A 15,809-nucleotide genomic window follows, 5' to 3' on the forward strand; every position below is an offset into this window, starting at 1 on the left:
CCGGCTATTTATCCCAAAAGGCTTTGCTATTCCTTATTTTTAGCCCCGTTAGCCCGGCTTCCTATGCCGGCAAACCTGAACATCACTAATACCCGTTATCCTATGAAAGCATACCACGACCTACTGAAGCACGTACTGGAACATGGAAGTTTTAAACAAGACCGGACGGGTACGGGCACCCTCAGCGTCTTTGGATACCAGATGCGGTTTAAGCTCGATGAGGGCTTTCCCATGGTGACCACCAAGAAACTCCACCTGAAGTCGATCATCCACGAATTACTTTGGTTCCTGAAAGGAGATACCAATATCAGCTACCTGCAGGAGAACGGGGTGCGCATCTGGAACGAATGGGCCGATGAGAACGGGGACCTTGGCCCGGTATATGGCGCCCAATGGCGCAACTGGAACGGGGACGGAATAGACCAGATCAAAAACCTGGTCCATACGCTGAAGACTAACCCGGACAGCAGGCGGATGATGGTATCGGCCTGGAATCCCGGGGTGTTGCCGGATACCTCCGTATCCTTTGCAGAAAACGTGGCTGACGGTAAGGCCGCCCTCCCGCCCTGCCATGCTTTTTTCCAGGTATATGTCTCTGATGGCCGGTTATCCTGCCAGCTCTACCAGCGCAGTGCTGATATTTTCCTGGGCGTTCCTTTCAATATCGCCTCTTACGCTTTGCTTACGTTGATGCTGGCCCAGGTCTGCGACCTGGAACCGGGGGATTTTATCCATACATTCGGGGATGCCCATATTTACAGCAATCACCTGGAACAGATCAAATTACAACTGAGCAGGGATCCACGCCCATTACCTAAAATGGTGTTGAACCCGGAGGTCAAGGATATTTTCAATTTTAAATTTGAGGACTTCAGCCTGCAGGATTACGACCCACACCCGGCCATCAAAGGGAAGGTTGCCGTTTAGCGTTCAACTATGAATTTATAGAGCGCCAAGTGAACATCAGAAAATTCTTAACTTTAAGAAGATTCAGAAGTTATGCTTGCAACCGACACCTTATTAAGCTTTTTCCAAGAAACCCGGAAGCATTCCGAAGCGCTTTGTGCTCCCCTGGAGACCGAAGATTACGTGGTGCAACCCATAGAGGATGTCTCGCCTCCTAAGTGGCACCTGGGACATACCACCTGGTTTTTTGAAGAATTCATTCTTAAGAAATTCGCCCAAGGCTACACCGAATTTGACCCTGATTTTTCTTTTGTTTTCAACTCCTATTACGAGAGTATGGGGAAAAGGGTGGTCCGCGCCAACCGCGGCAATTTAAGTCGCCCTTCCGTAAAGAAGATCTATGCATACCGGGAACATGTGACCCGGGCCATCAGCGAACTCTTGGAACAGGAGACATTCCAGCCGGAACTTAACGGACTGATGGAGATCGGCATCCACCACGAAAAGCAGCACCAGGAATTACTGTTGACGGATATTAAATACATCCTGGGTAATAACCCCCTTCTGCCCGCCTATGCCACCTTCCCGATGGAAAACGAGGCTGAGACCCACCAACAGGACTGGATAGCCATAGATGAAGGAATTTACGAGATAGGGCACCAGGGAGATGACTTCTGTTATGACAACGAACTCGGCCGGCACAAGGTGTACCTTCACTCTTATGAGATCTCTAATAAATTAGTGACCAACGGGGAGTACCTGGAATTTATGGCTGCCGGCGGCTATAAAGACTTCAGTCAATGGCATGCCGAAGGATGGGACTGGGTGAATACAGAACAAGTGAATTGCCCCCAGTACTGGCACCGGGTAGACGGGCAATGGCATTCCTACACTATGGAAGGCTTAAAACGGGTTAAGCCAGATGCTCCTCTGACCCACATCTCCTATTATGAGGCCTTTGCCTTTGCACAGTGGAAAGGCTGCAGGCTGCCGACGGAGTTTGAATGGGAAGCCGGACAGCAGTATTTTCCATGGGGCAAGCGCTGGGAATGGACAGAAAGCGCCTACCTCCCTTACCCGGGTTATAAAAAGGCCGAAGGAGCACTGGGTGAGTATAACGGAAAATTCATGGTTAGCCAAAAGGTGCTTCGGGGTGCATCCGTGGCGACCCCTGAGCAACACAGCAGGCATACCTATCGGAATTTCTTCCACCCAAAATTGCGGTGGCAGTATACGGGGCTACGGCTTGCGCGATAACATTATAGAGAACAGAATGCAACAACATACCATATCTAAACTGAAGACGGCATTTGAAAAAGATGTCTATAAAGGGCTGACGGATTACCCTAAGCACATCTCCTCCAAATATTTTTACGATAAGGCAGGGGACCAATTATTCCAGGATATCATGGAAATGCCGGAATATTACCTGACCCGATGTGAATTCCGCTTGCTGGAGACCAACGCCCAGGATATCTGCCGACAATTCTCACAGCAAGGGAAACCCTTTAACCTTATAGAGCTGGGAGCGGGAGACGGGAAGAAAACAAAAATATTACTGAAAGAATTACTGCAACAGCAGGCTGATTTCCAATACCTACCCATCGATATCAGCGGCAACGTACTGGGGCAATTGCAGACCTCTGTCAGGAACGAATTACCAGCCGTGGATATACAGCCCATGGAAGGGACCTATTTTGAGGTACTGGAAAAACTGCAAGAAGTAAAGAACCGGAAGGTGATCCTTTTCCTAGGCTCCAATATCGGGAACCTGCTTCATTCCAGGGCCATCGAGTTTTTAAAAGGGATCAGGAGGCTGATAGGGCCGGAAGACCTGTTATTTATCGGCTTTGACCAGAAGAAGGATCCACAGACCATACTGGATGCCTACAACGACCCCACCGGGATCACGGAAGCTTTTAACAAGAACATCCTGGTTCGTATGAACCGGGAATTAGACGGTAATTTTAACCCAGACAATTTTAAGCATTGGGAGGCCTATGACCCGGAAACGGGAACAGCCAGGAGTTTCCTGGTCTCAAAAATTAAGCAATCCGTCTATCTGGAAAAAATAGACCTGCGTATCACTTTTGACGCCTGGGAAAGCATACATACAGAGATCTCCCAGAAATACGATCACCGTACGGTTGAATGGCTGGCCGACGAAGCGGGTTTGGCAACCGGGCAGGTGTTCGAGGATCCCGAGGGTTGCTATAAAAATTATATTTTCAGGAAGAAATAGGGCACAAAAAAACGGGGAAATTACCCCGTTTACTTTTTGTTTCTCAGTAGTTGAACTATAGTTCCAGGACCCCGTTTTCTGTACCCGCGAAATCGTTCCATTGGTAACGGTCTGCCTCTCCATCATTCACATAAGCACCGTCTACCAGGTACTTAAATTCATAGGTGTTGTCTTTAGGAAGATCAAAGGTTCCTTTAAACTTGCCGTTCTTCAATTTCTTCAATGCACTCCCCTTAGGGTTCCAGTTATTGAAATCTCCAACTACTGCCACTTTAGAAGCGTCTTCCGCGGGCAGGGTAAATGTCACTTTACAAACCGGTTTTGTCTTAAGGTATTGTTTTGTAATAGCCATGATATATATTATTTATTGATATAGGTTGTTTTCAAATTGCAGAGCAAATGAAGACATAAAACTCTTAATACACAATTGGTTAACAGAGAATTATCAATTTAATAAATTTTGATGAGCAATGAAAATGCCTTCTCAAAATTTGAGCAGGTATTTCAGGATTTGACAATTATTTATCGTAGCGATCAATAAGGTCTGCTATGTTTTCTATATCCTGTTTATTATTATAAGCATGAAAGGCCAGACGAATGCCGCCACCCCGTTGTGAACACATCACGTCATTGGCAAGCAGGAACTCGTACAGCCCAGCATCCCCGTTAATATTGAAAATAGTGCTGTGCCGGGAACGCGATAACAACTGCTGCGATAGCAGTCCGCGTGCTCCGAATACCTCTTTTGCCATCAGGGACAGTTCATTGTTGTGAGCCTCTATGGATGGCATGCCCAACTGCAGTAAAAATTGCAATGAGAAGTTAAGGCTTCCAAAACAGAGACTATCCAGGTGTCCTGGTTCAAATTGCCTTGAAAATGGGATTTCATCCTTCCTGTCCAGGTTGGCTCCGGAAGCGTTAAAACCGGTTACTTTAGGATGGATACCCTGGCTGATCTTTTCATTCAACAGTAGGAAACCATTCCCGGTGCCCCCGAGCATCCATTTATAGCCACTTGCCCCCAGTACATCGATACCGCTGCTGCTGAAATCCAAACTAAAGGCCCCACAGAATTGGGTGCCGTCGGCAATGATCAGCAGCTCCGGGTATTTTTTCTTTAAGCTGCTGATAAAATCCATATCGATCATCAGTCCGTCCAGCCATTGCACCAGGCTCAGAGCCAGGATATCGGTCTTCTCTTCAGCGAGCAATGCCTTGATCCGGTCTTCCAGGTCTGCTGCCCGTTTAACGTAAGTAATTGCAAATCCGCGTTTCTCAAAAGGCCAGTTTACGGATGGATAATCATCCTCGATGAGCAAAACCCGATTTTTATTATCTATCCCTTCGAGCAAAAAGTTGAGCCCGATAGAGAAATTAGGAAGCAGGGCCACCCAGTGCGGGTCACAATTAAAGAATTTCGCTATGGTCTGCCGGGTCTCGGAGATGATGGAAAGGCTATCGATCTTCATCCGTCCACCCCCAACCAAATAATCCAGGTCATGATCCTGCCGCCACTCCTGTAAGCCTTCAGACATCAGCCCAAAGGCCGCGGTGTTTGCATAGATATATTGTTGCAGTACGGGAAAGTGCTTTCGTATCATGTATAAGGGAAATTAGGGCGCAAGGCTGAGTTGGATTATCTTTATCTTTGCTATTAAATATAGGGATAAGCATGTTCAACAAAAATAAAAAGGAAGCAGAAATAGCGCAGGAACAGCACGAGCAGCTGGAGTACGCCCAACACCGGGTGCGACAGAAGAAACGTCTATACCGGCATTTTGTGTTATTCCTTGTGGGCAGTGTTTTCCTGGTGCTGATCAATAAAATCCTGAAGTACGGGGAAGCATATGATTGGTTTATCTGGGCCATCACCTTCTGGGCCTTCCTTTTTATCGTGCACCTGGTCAATGTCTTTGTTACGAATAAATTCATGGGCCGCGATTGGGAAAGAAAGCAGCGGGAGACCCTTGTCCGGAAACAGCGGGAGAAGCTGGCACGTATGCAGAAAGAAATAGAGACCGATTTCCCGGAATCACAAGTAAATAAAAGAATAGAATAGTGGGTGTATATACAATGATCGCCGCCGTTGCGGATAATAACGCCATAGGGAAGGATAACGAGCTGCTCTGGAGGCTACCGGACGACTTTAAACGATTTAAGGAGCTCACTACGGGCCATAAGATCATTATGGGCAGGAAAACCTTTGAGAGCTTTCCCAAGCCCCTGCCTAACCGTTTCCACATAGTGATCACCAGGGATAAGGAGTATCGAATAGACCATGCGGATTGCAAGGTGGTACACTCCCTGGAGGAAGCTCTTGAACTCACTTCCTCAGAGCCGCTGACCTATATTATCGGGGGTGGGGAAATCTACAAGATGGGTATGCCCTATGCAGACTGCCTGGAGATTACCAGGGTACACGGGGAATTTGACGGGGACGTTTATTTTCCTGAAATAGATCCCGGCGCATGGACCCTGGAGACCGAAGTTTTTCACCCGGCCGACGAAAGACATGCTTATCCTTTTACGTACAGAACCTTTACCCGGAAAAGGGACTGATGGCTAGAAGTCGCGGTATTCTATAATCATCTCTCCCCGGACTTCCTTTAATATGGAGCGCAGCACCTCTACCCCTGCGTTGATATAAAATTCCGGCTTCCCCACTTGCCCTGCAGCTGCAAGCATTTCATTTTTCTGCAGGATATTCCGGGTCTGCCGTGCAACCGCTTCCCCACAATCAATGATCTGCACATCCCGGGGCAATAATTCTTTAAGTACGGGGAGCAGGTAAGGATAGTGGGTACATCCCAATACCAGGTAATCGATACGGGCCGCAATCATGGGAGCCAGGTATTCTTGCAATAATTCACGGGTCTCCGCAGAATTTTCCTTCCCGGCCTCTATCAAGGGTACCAGGCCCCGGCCTTCCTGTTCCAGGATGGTAATACCGTTGGCGTGTATTTTAGATGTGTTGTGAAACAAGGCACTGCTCAGGGTACCTTTAGTAGCCAGGACTCCGACCGTTTTACTACTGGATTGCAATGCTGCCGGTTTAATAGCCGGCTCTATCCCTATAAAAGGCAGCTCATAAGTAGCCCGTAAATGATCAATAGCGTTGGTGGTAGCCGTATTACAAGCCACTACGATGAGTTTACAATCCAGGTTAAGCAGGTACTCGGTATTCTTGATACTGAGGGCCAGGATCTCATCCGGGCTGCGCTCCCCATAAGGAGCGTTCTTACTGTCTGCAAGGTAGATGGTATGTTCCGAAGGGAGTAATGCGTGGATCTCCTTCCAAATGGAAGTCCCTCCTATGCCGGAGTCAAATATTCCTATGGGCCTGTTATCCATATAATGCTTATGTACCCTGTAAAAATAAAAAAACCGCCATGATTGGCGGTTTTTATTTTATGGGATCAGGGTTCTTAGAAGCCCAATTCTTTCTTTACATCAGGAAGAAGGTTCTTTCCTTTGGCAACGATCACTCCAAGTCCCGGACTGGCATCGATGACATAGTCATACCCTTGTGCTGCTGCAACCCTTTCAATAGCTGCTTTGGCTTTCTTAGAGATAGGCTCAAAAAGCTCGGCCTGTTTCTTTTGTAATTCTTGCTGAGCTGCTTGCTGAGCTTCACCGATATTCTTTTCAAATCCTTGAAGTTCCTGGGCTCTCTTCTGGTTTTCCTCTTCAGATTTAGCTGCGGCTTCGTTCTGGTACTGGGTGAATTTATTCTTCAACTCCGTCATGGAAGATTCGATATCTGCCCTGTACGTTTCCTGCAGCTTCTTAAGCTCTCCTTGTGCTGCCTTCATTTCCGGCATAGCTGACAACAGTTCGTTGACGTTGATATGCGCAACCTTACTTTGGGCATTTACAAAACCTGTAGCGGCTACAAAAAACAATAGAACTGCTGCTACTTTCATTACGTGTTTCATGATTTCTAGTTTACTATTTGAGTGTTAATTTTAAGATTTTCAGTTTGGGTCTTTCGTTGTTGTACTATCAGTTTCCACCTTATTCCTTTCGGCTTCCCGTGCTTTGATCCTGGCTTCCCGTTCTTCCAGTAATTTTTTCCTTCGCTCTTCGTAGGCCTTTTTGCGTTCCTCGCGGATCCGCTGTTGTTCGGCCCTCCTGTCTTCTACGGTCTTGGCCCTGGCTTCTGCGGCCTGTTCCGCGCGGTCCTGCCTTTCCTGCAGTGCCTCGCTTACTTCTTCCTCTTCATCCTCGGCCTCGAGGTCTGCGATCCGCTTAGGATCTATTTTCTTTTCCTTAGGCTTGCTCACCTTCCTGGTTCTGGCAATTCCCCGCAGCACCAAGTCACTGATATCGTGCCTTTTTTCGGAGTACAACATTACAACATCCGCAGATTTATCAAAAATAAAATCATACTTTTTATTGGCTCCGATCTGCTGTACTTCGTTGAATACCTGGTCCTGTATCGGCTGTATCAACATCCGTTTCTGAAGCACCAGGTCTCCCTGTGGTCCAAAGCGGTCTTGTTGGTAATCCAGTAACTCCTTTTCCAGGATCTGTATCTCTTCTTCCCGTTCTGTGATCAATTCGTCCGTCAACAGCACTTTCTCTGCCATCAGGTCTTTCTTCATCTGCTCCACAACGTTGCGTTGCTCCTCGATCTCCAGTTTCCATTTCTGGACCTTCTTGGCCAGTTGTTCATTGGCTTCGCGATACTCTTCTACGTTCTCAAGGATATACTCCATGTCTACGTAGCCGATACGAACACCCCTCTGTGCCATTGCGTAGAAGGAGAGAAAAATCAGCAGGTATGTCAGAAGAACTTTTTGTTTCATTTCTGAATTCTTTTAGTACATAGAAAATATCGTGCCAAAAATAGTATTTATTTATAAATGAGCCTGTTAAGGTTTTTCGCCCCGGCGATACAAAGGATCAGAATTGCTGTCCTATGATAAAGTGCGTCTGCCAACCACTAGGACCTGATCCCGTGGACTGTGGCCTAAGGTCTTCATCAAACCCGTACCCGAAATCGATCCCCAATAATCCAAAGGCTGGCATAAATATCCTTAAGCCTACCCCGGCCGATCTTTTAATCAGGAACGGATTAAACTCCTGAAAATTGTTGAACGAATTTCCGGCCTCTGTAAATACCAGTCCGTAAATAGATGCTGACGGCTTTAATGTAAGTGGGTAACGCAGTTCCAGGGAGTACTTGTTGTACACTATCCCTCCTTCTTGTTGCCCGGTCAGGGGATCTACAGGGGTAAGGGAATTGTTTTCATATCCCCTTAGCTGAATCGTCTCACGCCCGTCCAGGGTAAAGTTACGTCCAAGACCATCTCCCCCGAGGAAGAAACGCTCAAATGGCACTTTACCAACATCACTGTTGTAGTTCCCCAGGAAACCGAATTCTACATTGGTCCGCAATACCAGTTTATCTACCAGCCTGGTGTACCAATCCCCGCTGAACTTTACCTTGTAGTATTCCAGCCAGTTAAATCGCTCCTGGTCTACGCTCTCAAGTTCGTTTCTTTCTGCTTCGGTAAGGGTTAGTCCTTGCTGCTGTCTTTCTAACTGTAATGCACTGAGTTCTTCACTGCGATCTTTGAGTGCGCCAAAATCCTTGTCACTGAAAAGGGAATATGGCGGTGTGAATTTCGCCGTGATCTCGAAATTAGATCCCGTGATCGGGTAGATACGCCCCGGCCCGGCAGAACTCCTGGAGATCCCAAAAGTATAGGCCAGTGAGTTAGACTTCCCGTTCCCGAAGTTAAACAGACCGGAACGGTAATTCTGGAAATCGTATAACTGGTAGCCCACCGAGTGGGATACTGTAAAGAAATCATCAGGCCATTGTACTCGTTTTGCAAGCCCTAAGGAGATCCCGGAAATAGAGAACTGCTGATCCTTGTTCACTTCTATACGTCCACTGTTGCTGTACGAGGCAAGGAATTGCTGCGTACGGGAAAGTGACATATTAAAGCGGACCGGTTTCTTTCCTCCCAACCATGGCTCAGAGAAATTAAGACTGTATACCCGGAAGGTACGGCTGGCCTGCAGGCGCAGGGCAAAAGTCTGCCCGTCTCCCATGGGTACCGGCTTATACGATTCCCCATTGAATAAATTCTGTATAGAAAAGTTGCTGAATGAAAGCCCGAGGGTACCGATGAATCCTCCTCCACCGTATCCTCCCTGCAGCTCGATCTGGCTGGAGCCCGATTCTACTAAGCTATAAGCCAGGTCTACGGTCCCGGAATTGGGGTCGGCGTTCTGGATATCCGGCTTGATCTGTTCTGCATCAAAGAAACCGAGTTGCCCCAATTCCCGTACAGAACGGATAATATTGTCTTTACTGTATTTCTGGCCGGGACGGGTTCTCAGTTCCCGGAAGATCACATGGTCATTGGTCTTATCGTTTCCGGTCACGGTGACGTGGTTCAGGAAAGTCTCTTTTCCTTCGATGATCCGGATCTCAAAGTCGATGGTATCATTAGCCGCAGAAACCTCAACCGGGTTGATCTGTGAGAAGAGGTACCCATTGTTCTGGTAGAGGTTGGTCAGGTCTTCCCCATCCGGCTTAGAGTCATCGGCAATACGTTTGCGAAGCAGCACCCCGTTATAGGTTGCTCCTTTTTTGATTCCAAGTACCTGGCTGAGTTGGCGGTCCGTATACACGGTATTCCCGACAAAGTCGATTTCCCCGAAATAATACTTATCACCCTCCTCTACATTGATCTTTACATCGATCAGGTTATCATTCACTTTGATGATGGTATCTGAAAGCACCCGGGCATCCCGGTAGCCGTTCTCGGCGTATTTATCGATCAGGGAAGTAAGGTCTTCCTCAAAATCGGCCCCGATGTATTTTGATTTCTTCCAGAAACGACCAAATTGTTTTTCCTTGGTATTCTTAAGCGACTTCCTTAGGCGCTTATCGGATAACTCTTCGTTTCCTTCAATTATTATGTCGCGGATCTTTACCTTCTCACCTTTGTCTACACTGATGAGCATGCGTTCCGTATTGGTATCTACCGTATCTTTAGCAGTGATGATATTTACCTTGGTGTTCAGGTAGCCCTGTTTACGGTACTTATTCTGCAGGTAATTCTTGGTATTCGCTATAAGGCTCTTGGTGATCTTCTTACCTTTCTTTAAGTCGGTATCGTCAATGATCTCATCGGTTTTACGCTGTTTGACACCATTGATGGTCACAGCGGAAAGTGTAGGGCGCTCCTCGATCTGCAGTTCCAGGAATACCTGGTCTCCCTGTACATCAGTGATGTAGAAAGCAATGTCAGAGAACAGTTCTAACCCCCATAATTTTTTGATCACTTCACTGATCTTATCCCCCGGAAGGGTTATAGGTTCCCCCACCCTCAAGCCGGTATAGGTTTTCACGGTCTGCTCGTTATAGCTCTGCAGCCCGGTCACCTCAAGGCCACCAAGGATATATTTCTTACCGTCCTCATAGGAAGTCTCCTGGGCGTATGTGAAGGTCGTAATTAAGAGGAGTAAAAGGGTAATGAAGTTTTCAAGAGATATGTACTTAGTCATACCGCTAGATGAGTTGTTCGCTTGTTTTTCCAAATCTTCGTTCTCTGTTCTGGTAATTTATAATTGCCGCTACCAAATGTTGCTCATCAAAATCGGGCCAAAATACATCAATAAAATATAACTCGGCATAGGCAATCTGCCACAGTAAAAAATTGCTGATCCGGTGCTCTCCACTGGTGCGAATAAGCAGGTCTACGTCTGGTAAATTGTGCGTGTAAAGATGAGTATTTATAATTGTTTCATCAATGTTTTCGGGCGAAATTATATTATTTTTAACTTTGGTACTAATTTGCTGAACCGCCTGTTTAATCTCTTCCCGGGCACCATAGCTCAGGGCAAGGGTGAGGGTCATGGCGCTGTTCCCGGAGGTCTTTTCAATCACCTCCTGCAGTTCCTTCCTCGCTTTACCTGGAAGGGCATCCATGTTCCCGATGGCATTCAGCTTTATGTTATTCTTATGCAGCGTTTTAAGTTCTTTCCTCAGCGAAGACACCAGTAGTTTCATCAGGGTATCCACTTCTATTTTAGGACGGTTCCAGTTCTCGGTGGAGAAGGCATAAAGCGTAAGGTAATCTATCCCGATCTGGGCACAATTCTCAACGGTTCTCCGTACGGCCTTAACCCCGTTCTCATGCCCAAAAATGCGCATCTTTCCCTGTTGTTTTGCCCATCGGCCATTGCCATCCATTATGATAGCCAAATGCCTGGGTAAACGTTCTCCGGAGATGTCTTCGATTTTATTCATGCCTATTTGCTACTCAAAACAGTCCATACAGGGTTTCCTGCCAAAGGTATAAGTTACAGTAATTCCAGAAAAGACGTACCAATCGTCACTAAATATATTACCAAACCTAAACTGCTCAAAATTAGATCCTTCGGGATTACTCCCGTCCAGGTTATCGGTAAACGTATACCTGGCCCCTATCTCTGCCCCGACGATGATAAATTGGTTCAGCCTGCTCTTGGCACCAACGGTCATGGGGATAGAAAAGGCCCCATCTTTCTGGTTGATGTCCCGGAATTGCCCGGTATCAAAATAATGGTAACCATAGCGAAAATACGTCAGCCCGGTATACAGGTATGGCGTAAATGCAGGCCCCAGTTTATGGAGATTGTACTCCACAAAATTAAACTCGAGCCCCGCCGAAGCTTCCAATACATTATTGTCAACTACGTATCCTCGCTGTTGACGGGCAAACTGGTCAGACTTGGCGTCATCCATGGTGAATGAACCATAGATAAGACTAGCCCTCCAGGCGTATCGTTTGCTCTTATTCCACTTAAAGATCCCGCCAAAGGCAGGGCCGTTAGGTAAAATAAAATTAGTTCTGCCCACTTCTCCTATGGCATTGGCCCCGCCACCAAACAGCCCAACCTCGTAGGTCTGTGCGCTTGCGGCAGTCATTACCATCATCAAAAAGAGAACAATGAGCTTCTTCATCAATCGTCAAAAGGGTGCAAATATAATATTTTCAGGCAAGGGTGCAACCCGCATTCCGGCCCTGCTTCCTGTTTGCTAAACAGCAATAAGCTCTAATTATTGTTTTGAAAAGCACCTAATTACGGCGATCCTGGCCCCAAAGCAGCTTGTTACGGAGTGTCTTCAGGAAGCTCTCAGAAGTATATTCAATCATACGCACCGTAAAATCGGCCCTTTTGATGGTAATCTCCCTGCCATTCTCAATGGTAGCGATACGGGAATCCAGGGAAAGTAGGTGCTGATCCTCCCTTCCGGAGACCTTTAGCCTGATCACGGTATGGTCTGCGATCACCAGCGGCCTGGCATTAAGGTTGTGTGGAGCAATGGGCGTTATAACCAGGGATTTTGCCCAGGGTGTGATCACCGGGCCACCGCAGCTGAGCGAATAGCCTGTAGACCCGGTAGGCGTGGCCACGATAAGTCCGTCTGCCCAGTAGGAAGTCAGGTATTCATCATTCAGGTAGGTCTCCACCGTTATCATAGAGGTGGTATCCTTCCTGCTTACAGTAATCTCGTTCAATGCAAAGTTAAAACCGTCAAATTCCGGAATCTCTTTATCGGAGATCACTTCTACCAGGCTTCGTTCCTCAATAGTAAAGGCCCCGGCCACGAATTCCTGCACCACCTTGCGCACATCTTCTTTCTTAAAGGTAGAGAGGAATCCCAGTCGCCCGGTATTGACCCCGACAATAGGTATTCCAAGGTCCCGGACATAGGTTATGGCCCGCAGGATGGTCCCGTCCCCTCCAAAACTCACGAACATATCAAAGTCGCTTTCCAGCCCTTCGGAGGCGTTATAGGTCTTTAATGGCGGCAGCTTATCTCCCTCTTTAAGGAGTTCGTAGAATTCTTCTTCTATACAGACTTCTGCATGGTGCTGTCGCAGCTCGTCCAGTATTTCCTGTACGTATAATAAGGTGTTATTTTGGTCGGACTGGCCGTATATGGCAATTTTCATGGGAAATCAGACATTTAGGTATTTATCCAGGTAGTCCGATCTTTTTTTCAGGTCTTCCAGGAACTGGTCGTCCATATTGCCAAAAAGTATATTGTAGTTGTACCGGCGGAAAGATTGCAGCACTTCGTTCATGCTCCCGGAACTGATCTTGATCGTGGTCTGCACGATGTCATTCTGGTAATCGGAAATGAAAGCGCCGATCAGTTTCGCGTTATTACTCTCTACGATCTGGGCGATCTGGCTGAAGGAATGATCCTTAGCTCCCGTAGCGACCACCAATAGCCCGCCGGGCTCATTAAAGAATGGGGTCTCTACCAGGAAATCGAGTACTTCCGACAGGTCGTAATATCCTATTACGGCGGCCTGTTCATCCAGTACCGGTAAGAGGTTGGCCTGGTTATCGGCAAAACATTTGAGGATATCTAACCAGGAGGCATCCTGGGGCACATGAAAAGTTTCCAGGCTGTTCCGGTGATCGGCCAATTGTCCTTTTTCTTCTATGGTCCGGAAATCCTCTTCGGACATGACACCGAGGAACTTACGGTCTTCCACAACCGCAACATGAGAAAAACCTGAACCTCGGAAAAACCTCAGCACATCCTGCAAGGGAGCACTGATGTCAAAAACATCGAGGTTATCGGAGATGTGTTCTTGTATCTTCATCACGTTCTGTTCTATTGCAAAATAACAATTTTAAAGGTCAAAAGGTGTGCCTTATTTGTATTTTTGTGCAACGAATCGCTTAAGTGTAAGGAAATGACGAAATTAAGTGTAAACATTAACAAAATTGCCACTTTGCGCAATGCAAGGGGTGGGAATGTACCGGATGTAATACAGGCGGCTAAGGACCTGGAGCGCTTCGGAGCACAGGGGATCACCATACACCCCCGTCCTGATGAACGCCACATCAGGTACCAGGATGCCCGTGATCTTAAACCGGTGGTCCGGACAGAACTGAATATAGAGGGGAACCCCATAGATAAATTTACCATGCTGGTCCTGGAAGTGGTGCCGGCCCAGGTGACCCTGGTCCCGGACGGCCCGGATGCCATCACCTCCAATGCCGGCTGGGATACGGTAAAGCACAGGGATTACCTGAAAGAAGTGATCGCTACTTTTAAAGCAAAAGGCATCCGCACCTCTATCTTTGTCGATCCCGTTCCGGAAATGGTTGCGGGTGCTGCGGAGACCGGGACAGACCGTATAGAACTTTACACAGAATCTTATGCCGTAGGTTATGCCAATGGTGACAAGGATGCCGTACTTCCCTTTGCGGAAGCTGCGCGGATTGCCCATGAACATGGCTTAGGCATTAATGCCGGGCACGATCTCAGCCTGGACAACCTGGCCTATTTTAAACAAAATGTTCCCCACCTGCTCGAGGTCTCCATCGGGCATGCCCTGATCAGCGAGGCCTTATACCTGGGATTAGAGAAAGTGGTGCAAATGTACTTAGACCGACTTAAATGAAACAACTTTTACACTCCCAAATACTTGGCGAAGGCACACCATTATTGATACTGCATGGCTTCCTGGGCATGTCTGACAACTGGAGAACCCTGGGTAATAAATATTCCAGGAAAGGGATGCAGGTACACCTGATCGATCAGCGGAACCACGGGAAAAGCTTCTGGTCCGATACTTTTAATTACGAGGTCATGGCAGACGACCTTGAGTATTACATGGAACATTATAACATACAGGACGCCATAGTGATGGGGCATTCTATGGGAGGTAAGACCGTTATGCAATTTGCCTGTACCCGGCCGGGGAAAGTGCGTAAACTGATCGTAGCCGACATCTCCCCTAAATTCTACCCCCCGCACCACCAGGAGATCCTGGGTGCACTGAAAAGCCTGCCCCTGGATGAGTTTGAGTCGCGCACCGATGCGGATGAATTCCTATCTCGGCGGATCAAGGACTGGGGCACCCGGCAATTCTTACTCAAAAATCTGAGTTGGGAAGAAGATGGCACCTTAGGGTTTAAATGCAACCTGAAAGTGCTGGATGAAAAGTATGAAGAGATCGGGGAAGCCATAGCCACCGGTTACAGTTATGACGGCCCTACCCTGTTCTTAAGGGGAGACCGCTCTGAATACATCTCCCCGGCGGATACGGATGAAATACAGAAACATTTTCCAAAAGCTACCGTAACTACTATAGCTAATGCGGGGCATTGGCTGCATGCAGAAAACCCCAAACAGTACTTTGATGTGAGTATGAATTTTATCGGGGAGGGTCAGTAAATCCCCGCACCAAAAGATGGATCGCAGCGGTTTTTTAGCTACTTTTAGTTATTAAAACCAACAACTATGAAACTCATTTTACGACTATTATTAAACGCCCTGGCCGTTGTAATCCTGGCCCACATTTTACCGGGTGTAGGGGTGGAATCTTTCTGGACAGCCATCTGGGTAGCCATCGTCCTGAGCCTGCTTAACCTTATTGTTAAGCCAATACTGGTGGTCCTTACTCTTCCGGTAACCATACTCACCCTGGGATTATTTTTACTGATCATTAATGCCCTGATCATCCTTTTGGCCGATTACCTGGTTCCCGGGTTCGCCGTAAACGGCATCTGGTGGGCCTTGTTATTCAGTCTTTTATTATCCCTGCTGCAATCCATACTGCACGGTCTTTTAAAGGAGGATTAAAAACAGCTGTAGTTATTTCAATCTCACGTACTTAAAACTTGC

Annotated in this window: 18 protein-coding genes; 8 read left to right on the plus strand and 10 right to left on the minus strand. The window is 47.3% G+C overall.

Annotated elements, in window-relative coordinates; translation table 11 throughout:
- The first annotated feature begins 102 nt into the window (after nt 1–102).
- The 3 genes from PP178_RS00535 (at nt 103) to egtD (ending at nt 3,148) form a co-directional block, all read left to right on the plus strand.
- Nucleotides 103–927, plus strand: a complete 825-nt coding sequence (locus PP178_RS00535) for a thymidylate synthase (protein WP_272592356.1) — start codon at nt 103–105, stop codon at nt 925–927.
- Nucleotides 928–999: 72 nt separating this feature from the next.
- Nucleotides 1,000–2,163 carry an ergothioneine biosynthesis protein EgtB gene (gene egtB, locus PP178_RS00540; RefSeq protein WP_272592357.1) on the plus strand — a complete coding sequence of 388 codons (1,164 nt, stop codon included), beginning with the start codon at nt 1,000–1,002 and terminating at the stop codon, nt 2,161–2,163.
- A gap of 16 nt (nt 2,164–2,179) precedes the next feature.
- Nucleotides 2,180–3,148, plus strand: a complete 969-nt coding sequence (gene egtD, locus PP178_RS00545) for an L-histidine N(alpha)-methyltransferase (protein ID WP_272592358.1) — start codon at nt 2,180–2,182, stop codon at nt 3,146–3,148.
- Between the two features lie 55 nt (nt 3,149–3,203).
- Here the strand turns inward: egtD and PP178_RS00550 are convergent, their stop codons facing one another.
- Together PP178_RS00550 and PP178_RS00555 are read right to left on the minus strand one after the other, a co-directional pair.
- Complete coding sequence (locus PP178_RS00550) at nt 3,204–3,500, minus strand: isoamylase early set domain-containing protein (RefSeq protein WP_133643508.1); 297 nt, start codon at nt 3,498–3,500, stop codon at nt 3,204–3,206.
- 166 nt (nt 3,501–3,666) lie between these two features.
- Nucleotides 3,667–4,749, minus strand: coding sequence for an aminotransferase class V-fold PLP-dependent enzyme (locus tag PP178_RS00555; protein ID WP_272592359.1), 1,083 nt, complete (start codon nt 4,747–4,749; stop codon nt 3,667–3,669).
- A 71-nt stretch (nt 4,750–4,820) separates the two neighbouring features.
- Between PP178_RS00555 and PP178_RS00560 the strand changes: the two genes are divergently transcribed.
- Both PP178_RS00560 and PP178_RS00565 read left to right on the plus strand, forming a co-directional pair.
- Nucleotides 4,821–5,207, plus strand: a complete 387-nt coding sequence (locus tag PP178_RS00560; protein ID WP_272592360.1) for a 2TM domain-containing protein — start codon at nt 4,821–4,823, stop codon at nt 5,205–5,207.
- A gap of 14 nt (nt 5,208–5,221) precedes the next feature.
- Complete coding sequence (locus tag PP178_RS00565) at nt 5,222–5,707, plus strand: dihydrofolate reductase (protein ID WP_430974697.1); 486 nt, start codon at nt 5,222–5,224, stop codon at nt 5,705–5,707.
- Between the two features lie 3 nt (nt 5,708–5,710).
- Here PP178_RS00565 and murI read toward each other — a convergent pair whose 3' ends face one another.
- The 8 genes from murI to PP178_RS00605 form a co-directional block, all read right to left on the minus strand.
- Nucleotides 5,711–6,499, minus strand: coding sequence for a glutamate racemase (murI, locus tag PP178_RS00570; protein WP_272592362.1), 789 nt, complete (start codon nt 6,497–6,499; stop codon nt 5,711–5,713).
- A 74-nt stretch (nt 6,500–6,573) separates the two neighbouring features.
- On the minus strand, nt 6,574–7,083 hold the full coding sequence (locus tag PP178_RS00575) for an OmpH family outer membrane protein (RefSeq protein ID WP_272592363.1): 510 nt from the start codon (nt 7,081–7,083) through the stop codon (nt 6,574–6,576).
- 39 nt (nt 7,084–7,122) lie between these two features.
- Nucleotides 7,123–7,956: an OmpH family outer membrane protein gene (locus PP178_RS00580; protein ID WP_272592364.1), complete on the minus strand. Its 834-nt coding sequence runs from the start codon at nt 7,954–7,956 to the stop codon at nt 7,123–7,125.
- A gap of 97 nt (nt 7,957–8,053) precedes the next feature.
- Nucleotides 8,054–10,675: a BamA/OMP85 family outer membrane protein gene (locus PP178_RS00585; protein WP_272592365.1), complete on the minus strand. Its 2,622-nt coding sequence runs from the start codon at nt 10,673–10,675 to the stop codon at nt 8,054–8,056.
- Between the two features lie 4 nt (nt 10,676–10,679).
- Nucleotides 10,680–11,420, minus strand: a complete 741-nt coding sequence (locus PP178_RS00590; protein WP_272592366.1) for an isoprenyl transferase — start codon at nt 11,418–11,420, stop codon at nt 10,680–10,682.
- Nucleotides 11,421–11,429: 9 nt separating this feature from the next.
- Nucleotides 11,430–12,116 (minus strand): type IX secretion system protein PorG, encoded by a 687-nt coding sequence (gene porG / locus PP178_RS00595; RefSeq protein ID WP_272592367.1) that lies wholly within the window; start codon nt 12,114–12,116, stop codon nt 11,430–11,432.
- Between the two features lie 115 nt (nt 12,117–12,231).
- The gene (locus PP178_RS00600) at nt 12,232–13,113 is read right to left on the minus strand and encodes an NAD kinase (protein WP_272592368.1); all 882 of its coding nucleotides are present in this window, start codon (nt 13,111–13,113) and stop codon (nt 12,232–12,234) included.
- Nucleotides 13,114–13,119: 6 nt separating this feature from the next.
- Nucleotides 13,120–13,776, minus strand: coding sequence for a CBS domain-containing protein (locus PP178_RS00605; protein WP_272592369.1), 657 nt, complete (start codon nt 13,774–13,776; stop codon nt 13,120–13,122).
- Between the two features lie 93 nt (nt 13,777–13,869).
- Here PP178_RS00605 and PP178_RS00610 point away from each other — a divergent pair, with 93 nt between their 5' ends.
- From PP178_RS00610 to PP178_RS00620, 3 genes are all read left to right on the plus strand, one after another.
- Complete coding sequence (locus PP178_RS00610) at nt 13,870–14,583, plus strand: pyridoxine 5'-phosphate synthase (RefSeq protein WP_272592370.1); 714 nt, start codon at nt 13,870–13,872, stop codon at nt 14,581–14,583.
- Nucleotides 14,580–15,359 carry an alpha/beta fold hydrolase gene (locus tag PP178_RS00615; RefSeq protein ID WP_272592371.1) on the plus strand — a complete coding sequence of 260 codons (780 nt, stop codon included), beginning with the start codon at nt 14,580–14,582 and terminating at the stop codon, nt 15,357–15,359. The genes PP178_RS00610 and PP178_RS00615 overlap by 4 nt, the downstream gene beginning before the upstream one ends.
- A gap of 66 nt (nt 15,360–15,425) precedes the next feature.
- Nucleotides 15,426–15,767 (plus strand): phage holin family protein, encoded by a 342-nt coding sequence (locus tag PP178_RS00620; protein WP_272592372.1) that lies wholly within the window; start codon nt 15,426–15,428, stop codon nt 15,765–15,767.
- The last annotated feature ends 42 nt before the right edge of the window (nt 15,768–15,809 follow it).

Origin of the sequence: Zeaxanthinibacter sp. PT1, from assembly GCF_028464225.1 — a bacterium.
Taxonomy (GTDB): Bacteria; Bacteroidota; Bacteroidia; order Flavobacteriales; family Flavobacteriaceae; genus Zeaxanthinibacter.